Source organism: Providencia sp. PROV130 (genome assembly GCF_028482225.1).
GTDB lineage: Bacteria > Pseudomonadota > Gammaproteobacteria > Enterobacterales > Enterobacteriaceae > Providencia > Providencia rettgeri.
The window spans coordinates 1-15,613 of record NZ_JAMPQC010000055.1 but is presented as its reverse complement, the minus strand read 5'-3'; the positions used below and the strand labels follow the sequence as shown (position 1 = coordinate 15,613).

Here is a 15,613-nt window from a genome sequence, read left to right as displayed (position 1 = left end):
AGCCCCTGATTTAGGGGCTTTATTTTAGCCTTAGACCACCAAAACTTCTGGGCCTTTGCTTTCAAGAATACGCAACATCCTCAATGCAGGGCCGCTTGGTTTCTTTTCCCCTCGTTCCCATTTGGATATGCTCTCTTTCGACATTCCCAATGCACGAGCGAGCACAGATTGAGACATACAATATTTAGTCCGCAACATCTTGATCTCAGAGCCGCTCATCGCTGAAACTTCTTTTATTTTATCGTTAATTTCACGAGCACGGAGGGTGCTTTCAATATCTTTAACCAGGCTTTCAGGTGATGCACCAGCTGCATTTAACTCTTTAGCCAATTCAAGCATGTTATTAAGTTTGTTACTCATCAGTAATTTCCTCCAGAATTCCTTTAGAAATTAAGTTGTTAATGGTTTTTTCTTCAAAACTCAGAAACTCAGCAGCTAATTTTTTATAGGTTTCCAATTCATCATCTTCAATCTCTTTTGTACCTTTGGCATTGACCATGTTTTTAGTCCATCCATCTGCAAAAAAAAGATGATTGTTTATCTTAAAAAAGATAATAACCCTAACACTTCCACTTTTGCCTTGTCCTTTCATTGCAAGGCGCTTTTTTATCACTCCACCGCCTAAATCAGCTTCAAATTGTCCTTGTTGAACTTCATGAGCAGCATCAAGTAACTGTTTGTCTGTTATAGGTATTTTTTTGGTGCTTCGGATAAAAGATGAGATTTTATAGAACGCCACATTATCCCCTTAAGCGGTACCTGTTACTATAGTAATGGGTACTACCTAAATGTGCAATATTTATTAGTCTGCTAACGTTAAATATTTCGTGGGCAAGAATTATTGGGGAATAATTAGTGCTTTTACGACAAGGGTGGTTTTCATGCATAACAACACAGAACCAAAGACGAGTTTCGTTATCAATCTGCCGACTAACCTGCATAAAGACAGCCAGGCTCTGATTTTGAAAACGGCTGAGGTAGTGGCTGAAAAAATGCGATCTACCGAACTGAAGCGGGGGCTCACGAACGAATGGGCAAAACCCGATTGGGGATCGTCTTGCATCAACGATTTTCTCCGGCATGTCGATAAGGGCGACCCGAGAGACCTCGCAGTCTACGCTAACATGATGATCCACCACGGCTGGACAACGAAAGATGCAGTGAAGAATGTTATCAGCCAAGTTTTCGAACAAACCAGCCAAGAGCTGCGTGAAGAGCTGGTAGCCTTAACACAGCTGCTTCGTGTTGTTTTTGTTTATGCCGGACTGAGTAAGCCTGAATTGCCTATAAGCGGGGCTCAAATGTTGATGCAAGCCGACGACCTCAGCGCCGTGCTGCGCCAGTCTGTTGTTCTGCCTGAAATGAATTTAGACCACGTTCAGGTGTTTCATCATGCATTTAACAACTTCAGCGACGAGCCGCTTGGCCCGGAGGAAGCGGATAATATTTTGACAGGCTTGAAAGCCGTCGTAAATTCGCTGCAACGCTAAAATAACCCGCGTCTCGCCTGGCCGAGGCTATGAAACTGGAGAAGGAAAAAACTATGAACCAGATCGTGACCGACGAACTGCATTTGATGTTCAATGATATGGGTATCAAAGATAGCTTGCGCAAAATTCTTCGTGCCATTGACGGTATTCCCAATGTTCAATACCTGGTGAAAGACGGAAAGGTGTTTGTGTTTGAAAAGCTGGTTTCACTGATGCTAAGCGAAAAATCGACCGAGCCGCAAAAGGCGCTAGAGCTTCTGGCTCAAGCCTATGTCACTCCGATGCAGGCGGTTACCGACTGGAAAATCGTGCCGTATCCTTTTGAGGTGATCGGTAATGGAAATTACTGGGTGTTGCACCACACAAAATTCGATGCAGTGATCCCGAAAAAATTCGATACCGTCGGCCAGGTACAAGAAGCGATGGCAGAATTACTATTGGGCCGTTCTATCACACCCGACGCCTGCGAGCTGATGGAGCCTAACCTGTTCTACTTTGAAAAACAGGTTTACAAAAGCATCGTCAGCCTGGCTGATATCCCTTCCGATCCGCTGGCTGAGTGGGATGACATGACGGCGGACAGTGTTGAAATGTTGAGCGTTGAGCAATACATTCCCGGTCACCCTCTGCTGACGGAAATCGTGTTTACGGGGATCAGTGAGGTTTCCGGTAAATGGCAAGGTAAACTTGACTGGATGCACTGCGCTGCGGAGCACGATGATGAAGCCATCTCCAGTATCTCGTTCCTGCCGCTTGAACGGCTCAACGCAGATTACGCAACGACCTGGGTACCTGAAGAGGATGACAAACAGGTTATCGCTACCTTGCGGGAGTATTACCCTGAACTGTCTGGTATTAGCGATGCCGCGCTCTATTTCCTGTATGACGAATTCCAGATGGCCTGTAATCAGGTTTCTGGGGCAGAGCCTATCCGCGATACTGATTTTCTGTTCTATGCGACAGGTACCGCACTGGGTGTCGATGATGACGGTCCGGCTGTTCGTGATGCCGGGAAGATCGCAGTGTATCTGCTCTCTGAAGGTGCGTCAGTAGAAGCGTTACCCCAGAAAATTGCGGGCTACGTTTCCCGCGATAAAACCCTCCGCCAGTTGGCCCTGTGGCGTTGGAATGTCTCGAAGTTTTTGGAAATCGTTGCCCAGACCCCAAAAGGTGCAGGACAGCCTATCGCTGTTTTTTCAGATCTGATGAATGTCGCCCGTAAATATGGGAGCACTTCCGTGACGGTAACCCAGTCACGGTCTGACTTAGGCTAATTTTGTCGGCCGGTAAGGTCGTGTAACACTGTCTCTGTATTGAATGCGCCTGCACCTACGGGTGCGGGCATTTTAAATAACAGAGGACTCTCTATGTCTCAAGTTAAACCCTTCTCCTGGCTTATTCGTGTTGACGTCGCCCCTATGTGGGTCGCTGATGGTTTTCACATGAACAATCAAGTCGCTCTGGACATGCTCGCCGAAAAACTGCCATACGCCGATATGAGCTTTGAGCTCGGTGCAGCTGTTCTTGTTGGGCCTGATCCGCGCCGCATCATCAACGAAAATGGTTGGGAAACCAATCCGTCCGAAGAAGCCAAAATTCGCGCTGAATCTCCGCACGCTTACCCCGAAAATGACAAGCAGGGTACCGACCTGATTTCCACACTTACGGATGCCATTGCCCTTATCGAAAACGATGTGCCAGCTGATAAAAAAGCGGCCGTTCTGTCGCGCCTGCATCACGCACTGGCGCTGGTGGACGGTTCAGAGCCGATTGTCGATTTTGATTGGCAAAACGCTGAATAAATCCTGCGCACCCTTCGGGGTGCTTTTCTTCCGGTTAATCACGCTCAACTATCCGAAAATAACAGAGGTGAATCATGCAAACAGAAAAATTCCGCTGGGTGATTTGTTATTGCTGCGAAGGACACGGGAAGGTGGATAATCCATCTTTCTCTGATGGGTTTACAGGGAGTGAATGGAACGAGCTCGATGATGAGTTTCGCGATGAGTATCGTAAAGGTACTTACGATGTTCAGTGCAGCGTATGCAAAGGATCGGGAAAGGTCAAAGAACCCGATATCAGCCGCATGACGTTTGCTGAAAAACGTGTTTTGGCTGCACAGCGCCGGGAAGCCCGTGAAGATGCCGAATATCGTCGTCAATCCGCACACGAACAACGTATGGGATATTAAATCATGACACCGCGCCAGATAATTGCATCGCACATCCGCCAGTACCGCACAATTCCGGCTGGCTCGATAATCTGGTTGCATGCCCCTGGGTTTGAAGATTTCGTAAGCGTTGACGAAGTGGGGAGGTCACTGGACACTTGGTTAGAAAAAATGGGTATGCCTTCAGAACTGACTATCCATCTGGATACGCCTGAGGGTGATTTCGAAGACCAATGGTGCTTGGAAACCGCCATTTTAAAACAGCCTCCGCCGGTTCGTGAAGTCGTTGAACCAGCAAAGGTGATTGCCCGTCGTGAACGAGTTGCGGTATTCGGCGAAAAAACGATCGTTACCGCAGAGCGGATCATCCAACTCTATACCGATTACCTTGCAAACATGTTCCGACGTGAATTTGGCTATATTGGTAAAAGCCCTGACGTCCGCGTGAACTGGGCTGCGAAGAACTCCTGGGGCGGGCATCGGAATATTACGATCAGCCCCGGTTACCTTTATGAGCCTGACTTGGTTGAAATTTACGGCCAGCGCATATTTGCCTGCCATTTTCATGAGTACGCGCATGTTTGCATGGACAATGAGATCGGCTCGTTCTACTCCATTAACCGGCTTGATCACCTTAAGGCGCTGGTGGCTCATGAGTTGGCTCACTTCTTTCAATTCAATACACACCCTCGGAACTTCGAGTCGAAAAATGCAAAGCAACAACTTCCGCGCCTAGATTACCGTACACCTCACGGGAAAGGATGGCAGTTTATCTATCGGCATCTTAAAAAGCCGCTCAATTTGCGACTGAATTAATTATTATTATAACTATTAACACTGTACCATTACATCAAAGTATGCATTCCTAATTTTTGGAGAGTAAATGTATTTATTAATGACCTCACTATTTCTGATCGCAGCAGTGTTTTCCTTCGCAAAAACAATGAAAGTTGTGCTCGAAGAAGCAAGCCCAGACAAGGAAAAACGCATGGTAGCTATCAGACAAGTAAAATTGACTTGGTTACTTTATGTACCGGCTTTCTTTTTGCTTCTTGCTCCATTCATCAAATCATTCATGGATGCAGGTTCCGAACAGATGGACCAATCTAGCTCCAATTTACCTGTTTGGCTTTACCTGGCTGGTGGTCTGTACTTGCTGTTTGGTGCCGCAGTTTTATTACGTAAAGCAGTGAAAGAAAAAACCCTCGGGCAGATAGGCTCTATCCTTAATATCCAGATCCTTCTCTGGGTCGGACTTTACAGCACATTTGCGGCCTTTGACCACTTGAAGTTTGCTGATGAACACTTTGGGATAATGAGCACCCGCCTGATTGAGATCGGCGGTGTGAAAGATGTCAAATGTGACCAAGACCTGATGTTGGTTAACTTCACTGAAGGTCAAACGAGTCCAATGGAATGGCGGTGCCCGACAGGGTTCTCTTTATTGAACAAAACAAATCGTCCTTTCGTTCCTTGGCCGGATTACACTGCTGGGGAAAGTGAACAGCTTAGCGCTGCAATGAATAAAATCATGACAGAGGCGAAAGCCAACTCGCAGTAGCGCAACTCTCCAACTAAAGGCCAGCAATGCTGGCCTTTTTTATGCCCATTTACCATTGATAGAAATAATCGAAAAAAGACTATTTTTTTCCGCATTTGCTATTCGTCACCGGCACACCCCGTGTTTAACTGGATTCAGAAGTAAGCACAAACACGTAAACAACCAATAACAATTTGCGGAGTAACTATCATGACTATCAACGTACAACAGATCTTCCAAGCTTCCCGTGACAACGAGCTGATGGGTAACCTGGGCACTATCATGCGCCAGATGGACAAGGCTCCATCCACTCTGCGTGGTCTGAGTGACTTCGTTGCTAAAGAGCGCAAAACAGCCACTAACAGCGCGTTGTTCGAAGAGCTGAACGTTGGCCGTAACAACGTGTACGCCGTCAGCGTCTCTTGGTTGTACGTTGAAGAAGGCCTGAACCTGCGTGAAGTTGATGTAGAGCGTGCTGAGATGTTCAAGAACGCATACCTCAACCATCCGAGCAGCGTACCGGCTATCCGCGTTAAAGTCGTTGTTGTGAACGGTGTGACTCGCCTGAAGATTATCGACGGTCACCACCGCTACACTGGCCTGATGGCCGCAATCGCTGAAGGTGCGGTATTTGAAAAACTGATCATTGAAGAGTTCGAAGGCGGTAAAGACGAAGAAGTCTTCAACATGATCGAAAGCGCCAACACCAAGCATCTGAAGATGATTGAACGTGCAGAAGGTTTCCGTCGTCTGGTTGATTGGGGCCATGAAATCGACTCTATCGCTCGCCGTTTGGGTCTGTCCAGCGTAACTGTCCGCCGCAGCCTGATCCTGGCTAAAGCCGAAGAGCGCATTAAAAAATTGGTTCGGGAAGATAAGGTTTCTGGTGACGTTGCGATCGACGTTATTACGGAATGCCAAGGCACCGACCGTGACGCTTTCGAAATCCTGATGGCTTCTCTGGCTAAAGCCGAGCAAGCAGGTAAAAACCGCGTCACAGCGCGCTACGTGTCTTCGCCTAAGAAAGCCAAGGTGAAACCGAAAGTCGTGCGCAAAACCTTCGAAAGCCTGTTGCCGACGCTGGATCAGCTGCGCTCGCAGATCCCTCCAGCTCCAACGGCTGAGCACGAAAACCAGATTGAAATCGCTGAAACTGTGCCGGAAGAAGTGGTGCTGCGTCTGTCGCCTGAAGTTGCCCGCCAACTGATGGCTGCGCTGAGCGACGTAGAAGCGGCCAAACTGGAAGAAGAAGCTGAGCAGGCCGCGAAAGAAGCCGCTGAGGCTGAAAACGAAGGCAGTGACGAAGCCACTGAGGCTCATGACGGTGAAGGTGAGGGCGACGCAGAGGCATAAGCCAACGCGCTGTCATCGCAGAATAGGCCGGTTATCCGGCCTTTTTTATCACACTTCACCCTGTTTGGCGGTGTTCATTAATAGATGACCCTCCAAAACAAATCAGGAGGTTACCGTGGATCAATCTCTGCCAATGCTGCAAGAAATCACCATCCGTGTCATTGATGACGTTTTACTGGAAAAACTGGCAATCGCCCATTATGAAAGTCGTGGGTGCAAACCCCGAGCGCTGGGAAAAAGCCATTCCATTCGCCGTAAAGGCAAAAATACCGACGCATTCCTGGCTCGTATTAAGGTGAACTATGTGCGTCAGGAACTCAGTAATTACGATCACGAAAAAGAAAGCACCTGTCGCAACAACGGCCGCGTCAGTGAAGCCAGTTGTATGAGCCAACAGCTGTATACCGCAATCGCTCAGCATTACCCATTGTTGGCCTCGGAATGTGAGCGCCAAATCGCACAACGTAACGAACTGTGAGGTCAGGGATGAGAGAGAAAAACAGCCGTACACCCTTGCCAGCTCAAGAACAAGATACGCGTCTGGCAGGACTACGTATGCCTCCACATTCAACTGAAGCAGAGCAGTCGGTGCTGGGCGGCTTGATGTTGGATAACGAACGCTGGGACCAGGTCAGCGAGCGTGTTGTGGAAAGTGATTTCTTTACCCGTGCGCACAAAAGTATTTTTGGCATGATGCAACGGCTGGTGGAGTCAAGCCGACCGATTGACCTGATTACGCTTGCCGAAGCACTGGAGCAGCACAACCAGCTTGAGCTAGTCGGCGGCTTCGCCTATTTGGCTGAGCTGTCGAAAAACACCCCAAGCGCAGCAAACATCGCTGCATATGCCGACATCGTGCGCGAGCGCGCTGTGGTTAGAGAGATGATCGCTGCGGCCAATGATATTGCCGACGCCGGTTACGATCCCCAGGGCCGCAATAGCGCTGAATTACTCGACCTGGCCGAAAGCCGTGTCTTTCAGATAGCAGAGGCTCGCACCAGCAAAGACAGCGGTCCAATGGGCGTTGATACCATTCTGGAGAAAACAGTGACTCGCATCGAGCAGCTGTACCAGAAGCCGCACGACGGGGTGACAGGCGTCGATACCGGGTATACCGACCTGAACAAAAAGACCGCTGGGCTGCAAAACTCTGACCTGATAATCATCGCGGCACGCCCTTCAATGGGTAAGACCACCTTTGCGATGAATATCTGCGAGAACGCGGCGATGACGCAGGATAAGCCAGTGATGATTTTCAGCCTGGAAATGCCGGGTGAACAAATCATGATGCGCATGTTGGCTTCCATGTCCCGCGTTGACCAGACAAAAATCAGGACAGGACAACTGGATGACGAGGACTGGGCGCGGATTTCCAGTACGATGGGCATTTTACTGGAAAAGCGAAACGTCTATATCGACGACAGCAGCGGCCTAACTCCAACCGAACTGCGATCTCGGGCGCGGCGAGTTTTCCGTGAAAACGACGGATTGAGCCTGATCATGGTGGACTACCTTCAATTGATGCGTGTTCCGGCGTTGAAAGACAACCGAACGCTGGAAATTGCGGAAATATCCCGCTCCCTTAAAGCGCTGGCAAAAGAGCTTCAAGTGCCCGTCGTGGCGTTGTCCCAGTTGAACCGTTCACTGGAGCAGCGCGCGGATAAGCGGCCGGTAAACTCTGACCTGCGTGAATCGGGCTCCATTGAGCAGGATGCAGACCTTATCATGTTCATCTACCGTGACGAGGTATACAACGAAAACAGTGAGCACAAAGGCGTAGCCGAAATCATTCTGGGTAAACAGCGTAATGGGCCGATCGGTTCTGTGCGTTTGGCCTTCAACGGCCAATGGTCGCGGTTTGATAACTACAGTGGGCCACAATTCGAAGAGTATTAAACCAAATAGCCAGGGGTAACCTGGCTTTACTTAATTTCTTGTGCAGCTTGGCATATTATTTATAGCCGTTGTTAGAATGCTGAATTCATTCACGATAGAAAGCAGATCCCCCCCGCACTGGGTAATCTCAAATAGATCTCTTTTGCTATATTTCCCCGACCTGCCTTTCCTTAAGATAAAAGTCTGAACCCGCTTGACTGTGCCTGTTTTAACAATCTTCCCTTCCCCTGATATGTCTGATAACTCTCCATAATAATCAACCCGCATAATTATATTTTCATTGGTTAGGTATCGAATTCTCTGGGAAAACCCAGTCAAGTCATTAACAAAATAAGTTAGAATGTCACTGTCATGTTGTATTGGTGAGTTATCGGAATCATATCCGTTTCTATATTCTAAGTAATCCCTCTCTTTATGAGGCATCAGTGGTTTTGTTGGGTTAACATACCCTCCATCTCTGTGGATTCTGATATGCTTCGCAATAGCGAACATTGCATCTTCAATTCTACTCAGGCTTAACTCTTTTCTTTTGTGGTGATTACTGATTAGAATCATGATAGAAAATAATATAAATATTGAAAAAATAATTATAGTTCCTGTAACGTCCATTTTTCCCTCGTAAGCGTTTTAATATTTTTAGAAATATTGTGTGCGAAACTTGATAAACATGCAATTTTAGTTAAGTGAACTTCGTCAGCTGTCACCCTCATGAGAAAATCATCTGTAACCAAAACAAATAACAGGTGATTTATGCAGCATTCCTTCAACTTTGAAAATCCGGCACCGGCTTCCATATCCGTCTTAAAGGCGGACAAGTGGCAGTCTGTCTGGCAGACCCTGAAGAATGATGCCGACCTGAATTATCGTGATGCCAGTCGCGGGGTTAGCCTTGCCGACCTCATCAATGATGGCACCACCTCCATCTATCAAGCCCTTGCTGATAACTGGACGATATCTCTCGCCTGGAGCAGCGGTAAAGATTCTGAAGTTGTCCTGCACTTATTCCTCATGGCGCTGGTGCGCGCTGTCCGTGCTGGCATTCCCATCAGTCAGCACCATTATCTTTTACATACCGACACGGGCATTGAAAACCCAGAGATACGTTGGCTCGCCGATCAGAAGCTGGCCGCTCTGGAAAAATTCATTGAGCAAGAAAACCTGCCTCTGTCTATCGTTATGGCTAAACCTGGCCTGACCTCAAGCTGGACAGGCAGGATACTGACAGGGCGGGGCCTGCCCACGTTTACCAACAGTTCAGTGCGTCAGTGTTCCAACGACTTGAAGATTTTTGCGGCCAAACGCGCCAAAACGGCATACATGAAAAGCCTACCAAAACCTGTGCGTGAGCGAGTCTGCCTTCTGCTGGGGAGCCGTGATGCAGAGGGTGTTATTCGTGCCAAAAACATCGCCTTAAAAGGTGGGAGTGCGAGCCAGGTTAAGACTACCAAGGAGGGCGGGGAGTTGTACCCCGTCCGCCATTGGTTACAGGGCGACGTGTGGGAATTTCTGTTAAGTGCTGGGAGCGCCCCAAAATACCTGCTACCCAGCTATCTGGAGAACAATAACGACACAGCGGAGCTCTACAAAGCCGCAACGGGAGAATGTGTCTGGTCTGGCTCTGAGAAAAAATCCAGCGAAGCCTGTGGGAGCCGGTTCGGTTGTTGGGCATGCCAGGCTGTCGGGCTCGACAAGTCAATGGAAAATCTGCTGCGTTCCGATGACGATCGCCACGGTTACATGGCAGGGCTCAATCGTATTCAGCGGTTTCTGTCCAAACGTCGCAATGCGTGGGAAGACAGGCACCCTGTAGGGCGCACGCTGTACGCCGGGGGATTCATCAAAGTTCAGCCCGATGTCTATTCTCCGCGTTTTCTGGAGCGCCTGCTTCATATCTGTTGCAGCATGGATTACGTCGAACAGCTGCGCGCCGATGATGTGGCTGAGAAGCTACGCTCGGGAGAGCTGGAAAACACCGCTCATAATCGGCGTATGGCATCACCGCAATTCCGTATCGTCAGTGAGTCAGCCCTGATCCACATCGACTTCATGTGGTCGTTCCATCAATTTAACGACAAGCCGTTTCATGCTCTGGAAATTTATCGCCGTGTCTGGGCAAAAGGCGAATTAGATCTGCTGGACGATGAGCCGGATATGCCTGTCGCACCGAAAACACCCATACCTAAAGCTTTATGGGTTCAGGTCGGGCAGTTTGGGGATGACTCTGGCATGGATGGCCTGGCCGATCCCGTTGCAGAGATGGCCTACTTTGACGGTGGGGATGATGAACGTGCAAGTCGCGTTATCAACACACCGAACGGAAAGCGCCGGGTAGTCAGCTTCAGTGAAGACAACGAAGTGACCATAGACGCGGATGCCGCTGAGTTCATCATTTGGGAAGAATATCCGCGCTTGCGTAATGCCGTGCTGGCAGGGCAGTACACGTCCGGCAGTGCCGCACAATTCTATCTTCGCTTTGGTGCGGTTTCTCTGTGTAAAGGCAAGTCAGCGCTGTACAACCGCATGATGCAACGTGGGCAGACTTATCGTGAGTTGGGTTTGAACGGCCACCAGACGATTGACGGGATAGCCTCTCGTAATGACCTCCGTGTACTGACGACTGATCGCTATCAATCGCTGATCGCCAACAAAGTCAAAGCCAGTGTTATTCGTATGCGTTGGTGGGCGAACCTGGCCTTTACGATGCAGTGGCACCAGGCTAATCAGACCCAAACGGGAAAATGGATCCGTGCGGCTTTGGCTCATGAGGATGAGCAATCTGTACTGCAAGAGAAAAATAGAGCCAAGAACAATGTTTCGGTTTTCGTGATAGGCCATACCAGTGCCTGGTGTTCGTTGAGGTTAAGTGCGCCTGGCACGTCCACTGAGCAAGGGTTTCGGCGATACCACCAGCATACGCGTCGCAATGCATTCAAAAGCTGCTTGGGGCTATCACCGAGCCTGCGAGAGGCTACCATCAATCAGCTGAAGCTGGAGTATCTCCGCATGCTTTGGCGACTTGATGATGGTTTGACGCTGGAGCATGACTCCTACCCTATCACCAAAATGGCTGAACGGGACGCAGTTGCGTTGGCAAGACATCTTCGTCTTGTCGTCAGGACGATGGATCGCTTCGCTCAGGGGGAGCAGTGAGCCCGTTCGTTTCGTCAGCGGTTCCGGTTGAGCCAATATTGAAACAGGCTATTCATACAGGATATGAGTGATGAAAACGAAAGTGACAGACATTCTGCTAAATGGTGCGCTAATGATGGTGTTAGGCGGTACCCTTATCGCTGGGTTCGTCGTCTCCCCCGGCCAAGCACATCGCGAAGATAAATCCGATTCGGTCGTGGCTGAATATCGGGTGAATATTGAAAAACGTGACGGCTTGAGCCTGTTCAGCAACAACAACCTTGTCCGCATAGACGTGGTGGGTGAAGTTCCCAATGAGAAAGATTGGCCTTTGCCCAGCGAGCGTGTTGAGTTGTTGTTCTACGGCAACGGCCAGGCGCAAATGTGCCAAGACAACCGTTGTATGGACGTGGAAGTCATCGTGAAAAAACCTGCTTTTTTAGGAGGGGATAATGAGTAAGGAAAACAACCAGCCTCAGGTTAACTACCTGAAATTAATTAAGGCTGAAAAATTTCCTCCAGGGATCTGCGTTAAGTCACTCACTGTTTTTGAGCGCGATACATTGCGCGTGGCTTTAACCATGATGGCGCACTGGAATAATTATCCCGAGTCGCCAGTCCATATGCGCCCCGAGTGGGTAGCGCAGGTATCTCGCTTGCTGATTGAAACGATGAAGGAGCGGGACGAGCTCCGAACGCACCTGCGAGAACTGGGTGCTGAAGTGCCAAAGAAATCCGTAACGGTATCAGATATGACATTTCAGCAGCTGTTGTCGAAATGTATGTTTCCTTAACCCCTCCCAGAAAAGAGGTTTTTATGAGTGATAACACCGGTAATTTGAACGCAGGGCCTGATGTTGATGGTGCTCGAAATCCTGACATACTGACCAATCATGACCGTTTGGTTGATATGAAAAATCGCCTTTCGTTCTGGGGGCCAGGAGTAACATTAACGCCGGAGGAACAGCTGGCTCTCATCGAATTCCGGCTCCAGTATTTCTCGGTCGATGTGCTCCCGCGATTCATCAAAGAAATGGCTGATGAGCTCGGGTGTAAGCCGGACAATGAAGTGATGTTACAGGCGATTGATGATCTGCGTGTGGCAGCTGGCTGCCGGGAGGCGATGGCTCGGCGCGCAGGGGTTACTGTCAACGAAATGAACCTGGTGTTGGCACGGCCAGAGAGCGTAACTCAGGCGGTGCCAGAATCTGTGATTAATCAGGTGTGCCTAACTGCCGCTGAAATTCACAATCGCGGCTCTGGGGTTGGAGATGATAAAGCACAAGCAATCATCGACCAGATCCGCGAAATGTTGAATCGTGTAGGTCAATGACGCTATGGGTGGGTATCCCACCCAATTCCCCATCCCTATAATGTTTTTGAATTTATCGTTTTCACATGCTTCGTCAGCTGTCTGGTCAGAGGGATACTGAGGTTCTGTCGCATACGGAGCTTAAACAATGAATTACTCACACATTCCGATGCCTTCTCGCGAAGCGCATTACGCATTTTTAAAATCACACTACCACCATGCCCGCTTTGAAGGACGAAACAACGCCTCCTGGGGAGAAGATTATTCTCAACGTATTGCTGAAAGCGCTTATCTCGAACTGGAGAAAATTGGCTACACATTGATTTCCAGCCATGAATCAGCGTCGGGTCAAGCAGTGTTCTATCATCGCTCTTTAGTTGGGTACGATACGATGAGCTTGATGTGTGATAGCGCTTGTAACGCCCCAGAAGCGATTTGCCTGCAAATTTCTGTTCCTGCTCACTTAGCCCCAAATATCTCTGAAAAATCTCGTAGTGAACATTTGGCGAAGCTTAAAAGGGATGTCATGGGCACTTTCCCGTTGTGCCGGGTAGAACTGGCCTCAGGCACAAAAGAAGTTTGCATTGATGTGTTGGGAGTAGATGACATGATCTCAAAAGAGATCGTTGGTTTTATAAAGACGATCATTTCAAATTGGTCACAAGGATAAGTATATGACGTATCTCGAAGAAATTTTTGCAGGAGTAGAGTGCAAGAAAGGTAAAAAATTGGCGGACTTATTTCGTTCAGCTGCGGCAAAAATTGAAGTGGTTAAAGAAGGCTCTCTTGATTCTGATGACGAGGGTTATGACCTTCGCCAAAATGAAGGTTTGCTTGTGACAGAAGCGCTGATCCAGGCTGGTGGATTATCAGGTAAAACGGTTGAGATCATCCGTTACAGCAAAACATCAACTCAGGTGGAAATTCGAGGCGTTGACGGAACTCTGGTTTGGCGTGATTTTACTTTTACAGATGAGTTTGTTTTTGGTTTGGCAAAAGCAATAGCTCAATCTTAATGAATGGATCTAGTTGTTGATCTGATACGGATCTTGATAAAGACTACTCTAACATTATCCACATATCAACAGGATAGTTACAATAAAGTTCCAATAAGATTGAAAAGGTCAAAAGAGATCCTACTATTCTGGATCTCTCTCGTACCAAGGGGTAGAGAAAGGTTAGTGTTGATGCTAGTCGATTTTTTGTTGACGTTAGTCGAAAAAAAGTTGATGGAGGTCGATTTTTTGTTGATGCTAGTCGATATTTTGATGAAGAAAGACGATTTTATTATTTGTTATCCACCGTTCGTTATTTTCTTCATATCCAATTGATTTAATACAATAAAAGATATCTATAGTTTTAAACTTATTATTTTTTACCCACTGAAATTTATTTGTATGATCTTTTTTTAAAAAGAAAGTTATCCACATATCAACAGGATAGTTCCAATAATAAATTCAAATAAGATCATATAAGGTCAAAAGAGATCCTTGTTCTTGCAACTAATTAAATATAAAGCATTTATAGCATGTTCATGTTGATGCTAGACGATTTTTTGTTGATGCAAGCCTATTATTTATTGACGCTAGCCTATTTTTTGTTGATGCTGGATGATATTTTGTTGACGCTAGTCTAGATTAGTCTAAACTTACGCACATTAGGATCGTTTCATCAACGTTTTGATGTATATTGCTAAAGTCATGATCCTTTTTAAAATTGCTATTTATTTATTCACAGCTACGGTTACTCAACTTGTTTTGATGCAGGGTGATAACAATTAAAGTGTAATAAAATAAGGAAATCATGAGTAAACCTATAAAATCCGGTTATTTATCTGTCACAGAGACTGAAAAAGATAGTGGTGAAGTCCATTACCTTAAACCTAATGGTTCAAGTACAGTTCAGCCTATCGCATTATTGAGGCTTGGTTTATTTGTTCCAACGGTAAGATCGGGTTCCAGGGAAGCTACAGGTATGGATGCTTCGGATGACCTGACTTTGCATTTTGCAGAGAAGGAAGGTTACTCCGATATACTTATTACAGGTAGGCGATTAGATGTAGAAACTGATTTTAAGGTTTGGATGGGTATTGTTTCTTGTTTGTTCGATTACAAGCCTAATCACAAGGGGTATGCTGTTATTCCTTTCGATGAATTCATCGAAAGATGTGGTTACCCAAAAAGCCGTCTATCTAAACGTTTTAGAAAACTAATTGAAGACTCTATTTATCGACTAGCATCAACAACGATGAAATTCAGTCGTGCCACGGATGACGATAGAATCAACTCTCACATACTTCATCTTATAGAGGCAGGGAAGTTCAGCCATGCAGATGATATGGTTCATATCAAACCCACACCAGAGTTAGCAGAGCTTTATTCTGTTGATTATAAAAAGATTCTTAAAGTAAGAACCCTTGAAAAACTTGGAAGAAAAGAAACCGCGAAAGCTTTGTATCTTTTTTTAGAGGCTCTTCCTGAAAACCCTTATCCGATCAGTATGCAACGTTTAAAAGATCGTCTTGCCCTAAAATCCGCTAGTAATGTTCAAAACTCTGTAATACGTAAAGCTATGAAGCAACTTGAAGAGATTGGATATTTAGAATATACAGAGAAGAAAGCTGGGCATAAAATTGAATTTAAAATACACAAACGAAACCCATGAGTATATTTTTAATCATAAATAACAATGAATTATGTTGTTGATTATGATGTGGAATGATG

At 47.0% G+C, this 15,613-nt stretch carries 19 protein-coding genes; 16 read left to right on the top strand and 3 right to left on the bottom strand.

Translation table 11 applies throughout. The annotated features are described in order from the left end of the window. Positions 1 to 30: 30 nt before the first annotated feature. Together PSF28_RS23115 and PSF28_RS23110 are read right to left on the bottom strand one after the other, a co-directional pair. Positions 31 to 360, bottom strand: a complete 330-nt coding sequence (locus PSF28_RS23115; protein ID WP_094962661.1) for a helix-turn-helix domain-containing protein — start codon at positions 358 to 360, stop codon at positions 31 to 33. Beyond that, on the bottom strand, positions 353 to 739 hold the full coding sequence (locus tag PSF28_RS23110; RefSeq protein ID WP_094962662.1) for a type II toxin-antitoxin system RelE/ParE family toxin: 387 nt from the start codon (positions 737 to 739) through the stop codon (positions 353 to 355). The genes PSF28_RS23115 and PSF28_RS23110 overlap by 8 nt, the downstream gene beginning before the upstream one ends. 142 nt (positions 740 to 881) lie before the next feature. Here PSF28_RS23110 and PSF28_RS23105 point away from each other — a divergent pair, with 142 nt between their 5' ends. From PSF28_RS23105 to dnaB, 9 genes are all read left to right on the top strand, one after another. Continuing rightward, a complete protein-coding gene (locus PSF28_RS23105) occupies positions 882 to 1,490 on the top strand; it encodes a hypothetical protein (protein WP_094962663.1) in 609 nt (202 codons plus the stop codon). Between the two features lie 53 nt (positions 1,491 to 1,543). Beyond that, positions 1,544 to 2,764: a hypothetical protein gene (locus tag PSF28_RS23100; RefSeq protein WP_131680952.1), complete on the top strand. Its 1,221-nt coding sequence runs from the start codon at positions 1,544 to 1,546 to the stop codon at positions 2,762 to 2,764. Positions 2,765 to 2,857: 93 nt separating this feature from the next. Continuing rightward, positions 2,858 to 3,292 (top strand): hypothetical protein, encoded by a 435-nt coding sequence (locus PSF28_RS23095; protein ID WP_094962665.1) that lies wholly within the window; start codon positions 2,858 to 2,860, stop codon positions 3,290 to 3,292. Positions 3,293 to 3,423: 131 nt separating this feature from the next. Continuing rightward, the gene (locus PSF28_RS23090; RefSeq protein WP_240704996.1) at positions 3,424 to 3,681 is read left to right on the top strand and encodes a hypothetical protein; all 258 of its coding nucleotides are present in this window, start codon (positions 3,424 to 3,426) and stop codon (positions 3,679 to 3,681) included. Positions 3,682 to 3,684: 3 nt separating this feature from the next. Next, positions 3,685 to 4,476, top strand: a complete 792-nt coding sequence (locus tag PSF28_RS23085) for a hypothetical protein (RefSeq protein ID WP_131680950.1) — start codon at positions 3,685 to 3,687, stop codon at positions 4,474 to 4,476. A gap of 172 nt (positions 4,477 to 4,648) precedes the next feature. Further along, complete coding sequence (locus PSF28_RS23080) at positions 4,649 to 5,221, top strand: hypothetical protein (RefSeq protein ID WP_131680949.1); 573 nt, start codon at positions 4,649 to 4,651, stop codon at positions 5,219 to 5,221. Between the two features lie 189 nt (positions 5,222 to 5,410). After that, on the top strand, positions 5,411 to 6,553 hold the full coding sequence (locus PSF28_RS23075; RefSeq protein ID WP_136135339.1) for a ParB/RepB/Spo0J family partition protein: 1,143 nt from the start codon (positions 5,411 to 5,413) through the stop codon (positions 6,551 to 6,553). Positions 6,554 to 6,668: 115 nt separating this feature from the next. After that, positions 6,669 to 7,031: a hypothetical protein gene (locus PSF28_RS23070; protein ID WP_131680947.1), complete on the top strand. Its 363-nt coding sequence runs from the start codon at positions 6,669 to 6,671 to the stop codon at positions 7,029 to 7,031. Positions 7,032 to 7,039: 8 nt separating this feature from the next. Further along, on the top strand, positions 7,040 to 8,449 hold the full coding sequence (gene dnaB / locus PSF28_RS23065; RefSeq protein WP_131680946.1) for a replicative DNA helicase: 1,410 nt from the start codon (positions 7,040 to 7,042) through the stop codon (positions 8,447 to 8,449). Positions 8,450 to 8,479: 30 nt separating this feature from the next. Here the strand turns inward: dnaB and PSF28_RS23060 are convergent, their stop codons facing one another. Further along, positions 8,480 to 9,058, bottom strand: a complete 579-nt coding sequence (locus PSF28_RS23060) for a hypothetical protein (protein WP_131680945.1) — start codon at positions 9,056 to 9,058, stop codon at positions 8,480 to 8,482. Positions 9,059 to 9,199: 141 nt separating this feature from the next. On the opposite strand from PSF28_RS23060, the gene PSF28_RS23055 reads away from it, so the two are divergent. The 7 genes from PSF28_RS23055 to PSF28_RS23025 all read left to right on the top strand — a co-directional run bounded on the left by PSF28_RS23055 (position 9,200) and on the right by PSF28_RS23025 (position 15,554). Then, positions 9,200 to 11,599, top strand: a complete 2,400-nt coding sequence (locus tag PSF28_RS23055) for a phosphoadenosine phosphosulfate reductase domain-containing protein (RefSeq protein ID WP_131680944.1) — start codon at positions 9,200 to 9,202, stop codon at positions 11,597 to 11,599. A 70-nt stretch (positions 11,600 to 11,669) separates the two neighbouring features. Then, positions 11,670 to 12,038, top strand: a complete 369-nt coding sequence (locus PSF28_RS23050) for a hypothetical protein (RefSeq protein ID WP_131680943.1) — start codon at positions 11,670 to 11,672, stop codon at positions 12,036 to 12,038. Next, a complete protein-coding gene (locus PSF28_RS23045; protein WP_136135338.1) occupies positions 12,031 to 12,372 on the top strand; it encodes a hypothetical protein in 342 nt (113 codons plus the stop codon). Before PSF28_RS23050 ends, PSF28_RS23045 begins: the two co-directional genes overlap by 8 nt. Before the next feature lie 23 nt (positions 12,373 to 12,395). Further along, positions 12,396 to 12,911 carry a hypothetical protein gene (locus PSF28_RS23040; RefSeq protein ID WP_131680941.1) on the top strand — a complete coding sequence of 172 codons (516 nt, stop codon included), beginning with the start codon at positions 12,396 to 12,398 and terminating at the stop codon, positions 12,909 to 12,911. A 127-nt stretch (positions 12,912 to 13,038) separates the two neighbouring features. Next, the gene (locus PSF28_RS23035; RefSeq protein WP_180359561.1) at positions 13,039 to 13,560 is read left to right on the top strand and encodes a hypothetical protein; all 522 of its coding nucleotides are present in this window, start codon (positions 13,039 to 13,041) and stop codon (positions 13,558 to 13,560) included. 4 nt (positions 13,561 to 13,564) lie between these two features. Further along, positions 13,565 to 13,906 carry a hypothetical protein gene (locus tag PSF28_RS23030; RefSeq protein ID WP_131680940.1) on the top strand — a complete coding sequence of 114 codons (342 nt, stop codon included), beginning with the start codon at positions 13,565 to 13,567 and terminating at the stop codon, positions 13,904 to 13,906. A gap of 787 nt (positions 13,907 to 14,693) precedes the next feature. After that, the gene (locus tag PSF28_RS23025; RefSeq protein WP_094963098.1) at positions 14,694 to 15,554 is read left to right on the top strand and encodes a RepB family plasmid replication initiator protein; all 861 of its coding nucleotides are present in this window, start codon (positions 14,694 to 14,696) and stop codon (positions 15,552 to 15,554) included. Positions 15,555 to 15,613 lie beyond the last annotated feature (59 nt).

Coding starts and splice junctions, on each gene's coding strand:
- PSF28_RS23115 (WP_094962661.1), bottom strand. CDS start 360: ATGAGTAACAAACTTAATAACATGCTTGAATTGGCTAAAGAGTTAAAT.
- PSF28_RS23105 (WP_094962663.1), top strand. CDS start 882: ATGCATAACAACACAGAACCAAAGACGAGTTTCGTTATCAATCTGCCG.
- PSF28_RS23100 (WP_131680952.1), top strand. CDS start 1,544: ATGAACCAGATCGTGACCGACGAACTGCATTTGATGTTCAATGATATG.
- PSF28_RS23095 (WP_094962665.1), top strand. CDS start 2,858: ATGTCTCAAGTTAAACCCTTCTCCTGGCTTATTCGTGTTGACGTCGCC.
- PSF28_RS23085 (WP_131680950.1), top strand. CDS start 3,685: ATGACACCGCGCCAGATAATTGCATCGCACATCCGCCAGTACCGCACA.
- PSF28_RS23080 (WP_131680949.1), top strand. CDS start 4,649: ATGGTAGCTATCAGACAAGTAAAATTGACTTGGTTACTTTATGTACCG.
- PSF28_RS23075 (WP_136135339.1), top strand. CDS start 5,411: ATGACTATCAACGTACAACAGATCTTCCAAGCTTCCCGTGACAACGAG.
- dnaB (WP_131680946.1), top strand. CDS start 7,040: ATGAGAGAGAAAAACAGCCGTACACCCTTGCCAGCTCAAGAACAAGAT.
- PSF28_RS23060 (WP_131680945.1), bottom strand. CDS start 9,058: ATGGACGTTACAGGAACTATAATTATTTTTTCAATATTTATATTATTT.
- PSF28_RS23055 (WP_131680944.1), top strand. CDS start 9,200: ATGCAGCATTCCTTCAACTTTGAAAATCCGGCACCGGCTTCCATATCC.
- PSF28_RS23050 (WP_131680943.1), top strand. CDS start 11,670: ATGAAAACGAAAGTGACAGACATTCTGCTAAATGGTGCGCTAATGATG.
- PSF28_RS23045 (WP_136135338.1), top strand. CDS start 12,031: ATGAGTAAGGAAAACAACCAGCCTCAGGTTAACTACCTGAAATTAATT.
- PSF28_RS23040 (WP_131680941.1), top strand. CDS start 12,396: ATGAGTGATAACACCGGTAATTTGAACGCAGGGCCTGATGTTGATGGT.
- PSF28_RS23035 (WP_180359561.1), top strand. CDS start 13,039: ATGAATTACTCACACATTCCGATGCCTTCTCGCGAAGCGCATTACGCA.
- PSF28_RS23030 (WP_131680940.1), top strand. CDS start 13,565: ATGACGTATCTCGAAGAAATTTTTGCAGGAGTAGAGTGCAAGAAAGGT.
- PSF28_RS23025 (WP_094963098.1), top strand. CDS start 14,694: ATGAGTAAACCTATAAAATCCGGTTATTTATCTGTCACAGAGACTGAA.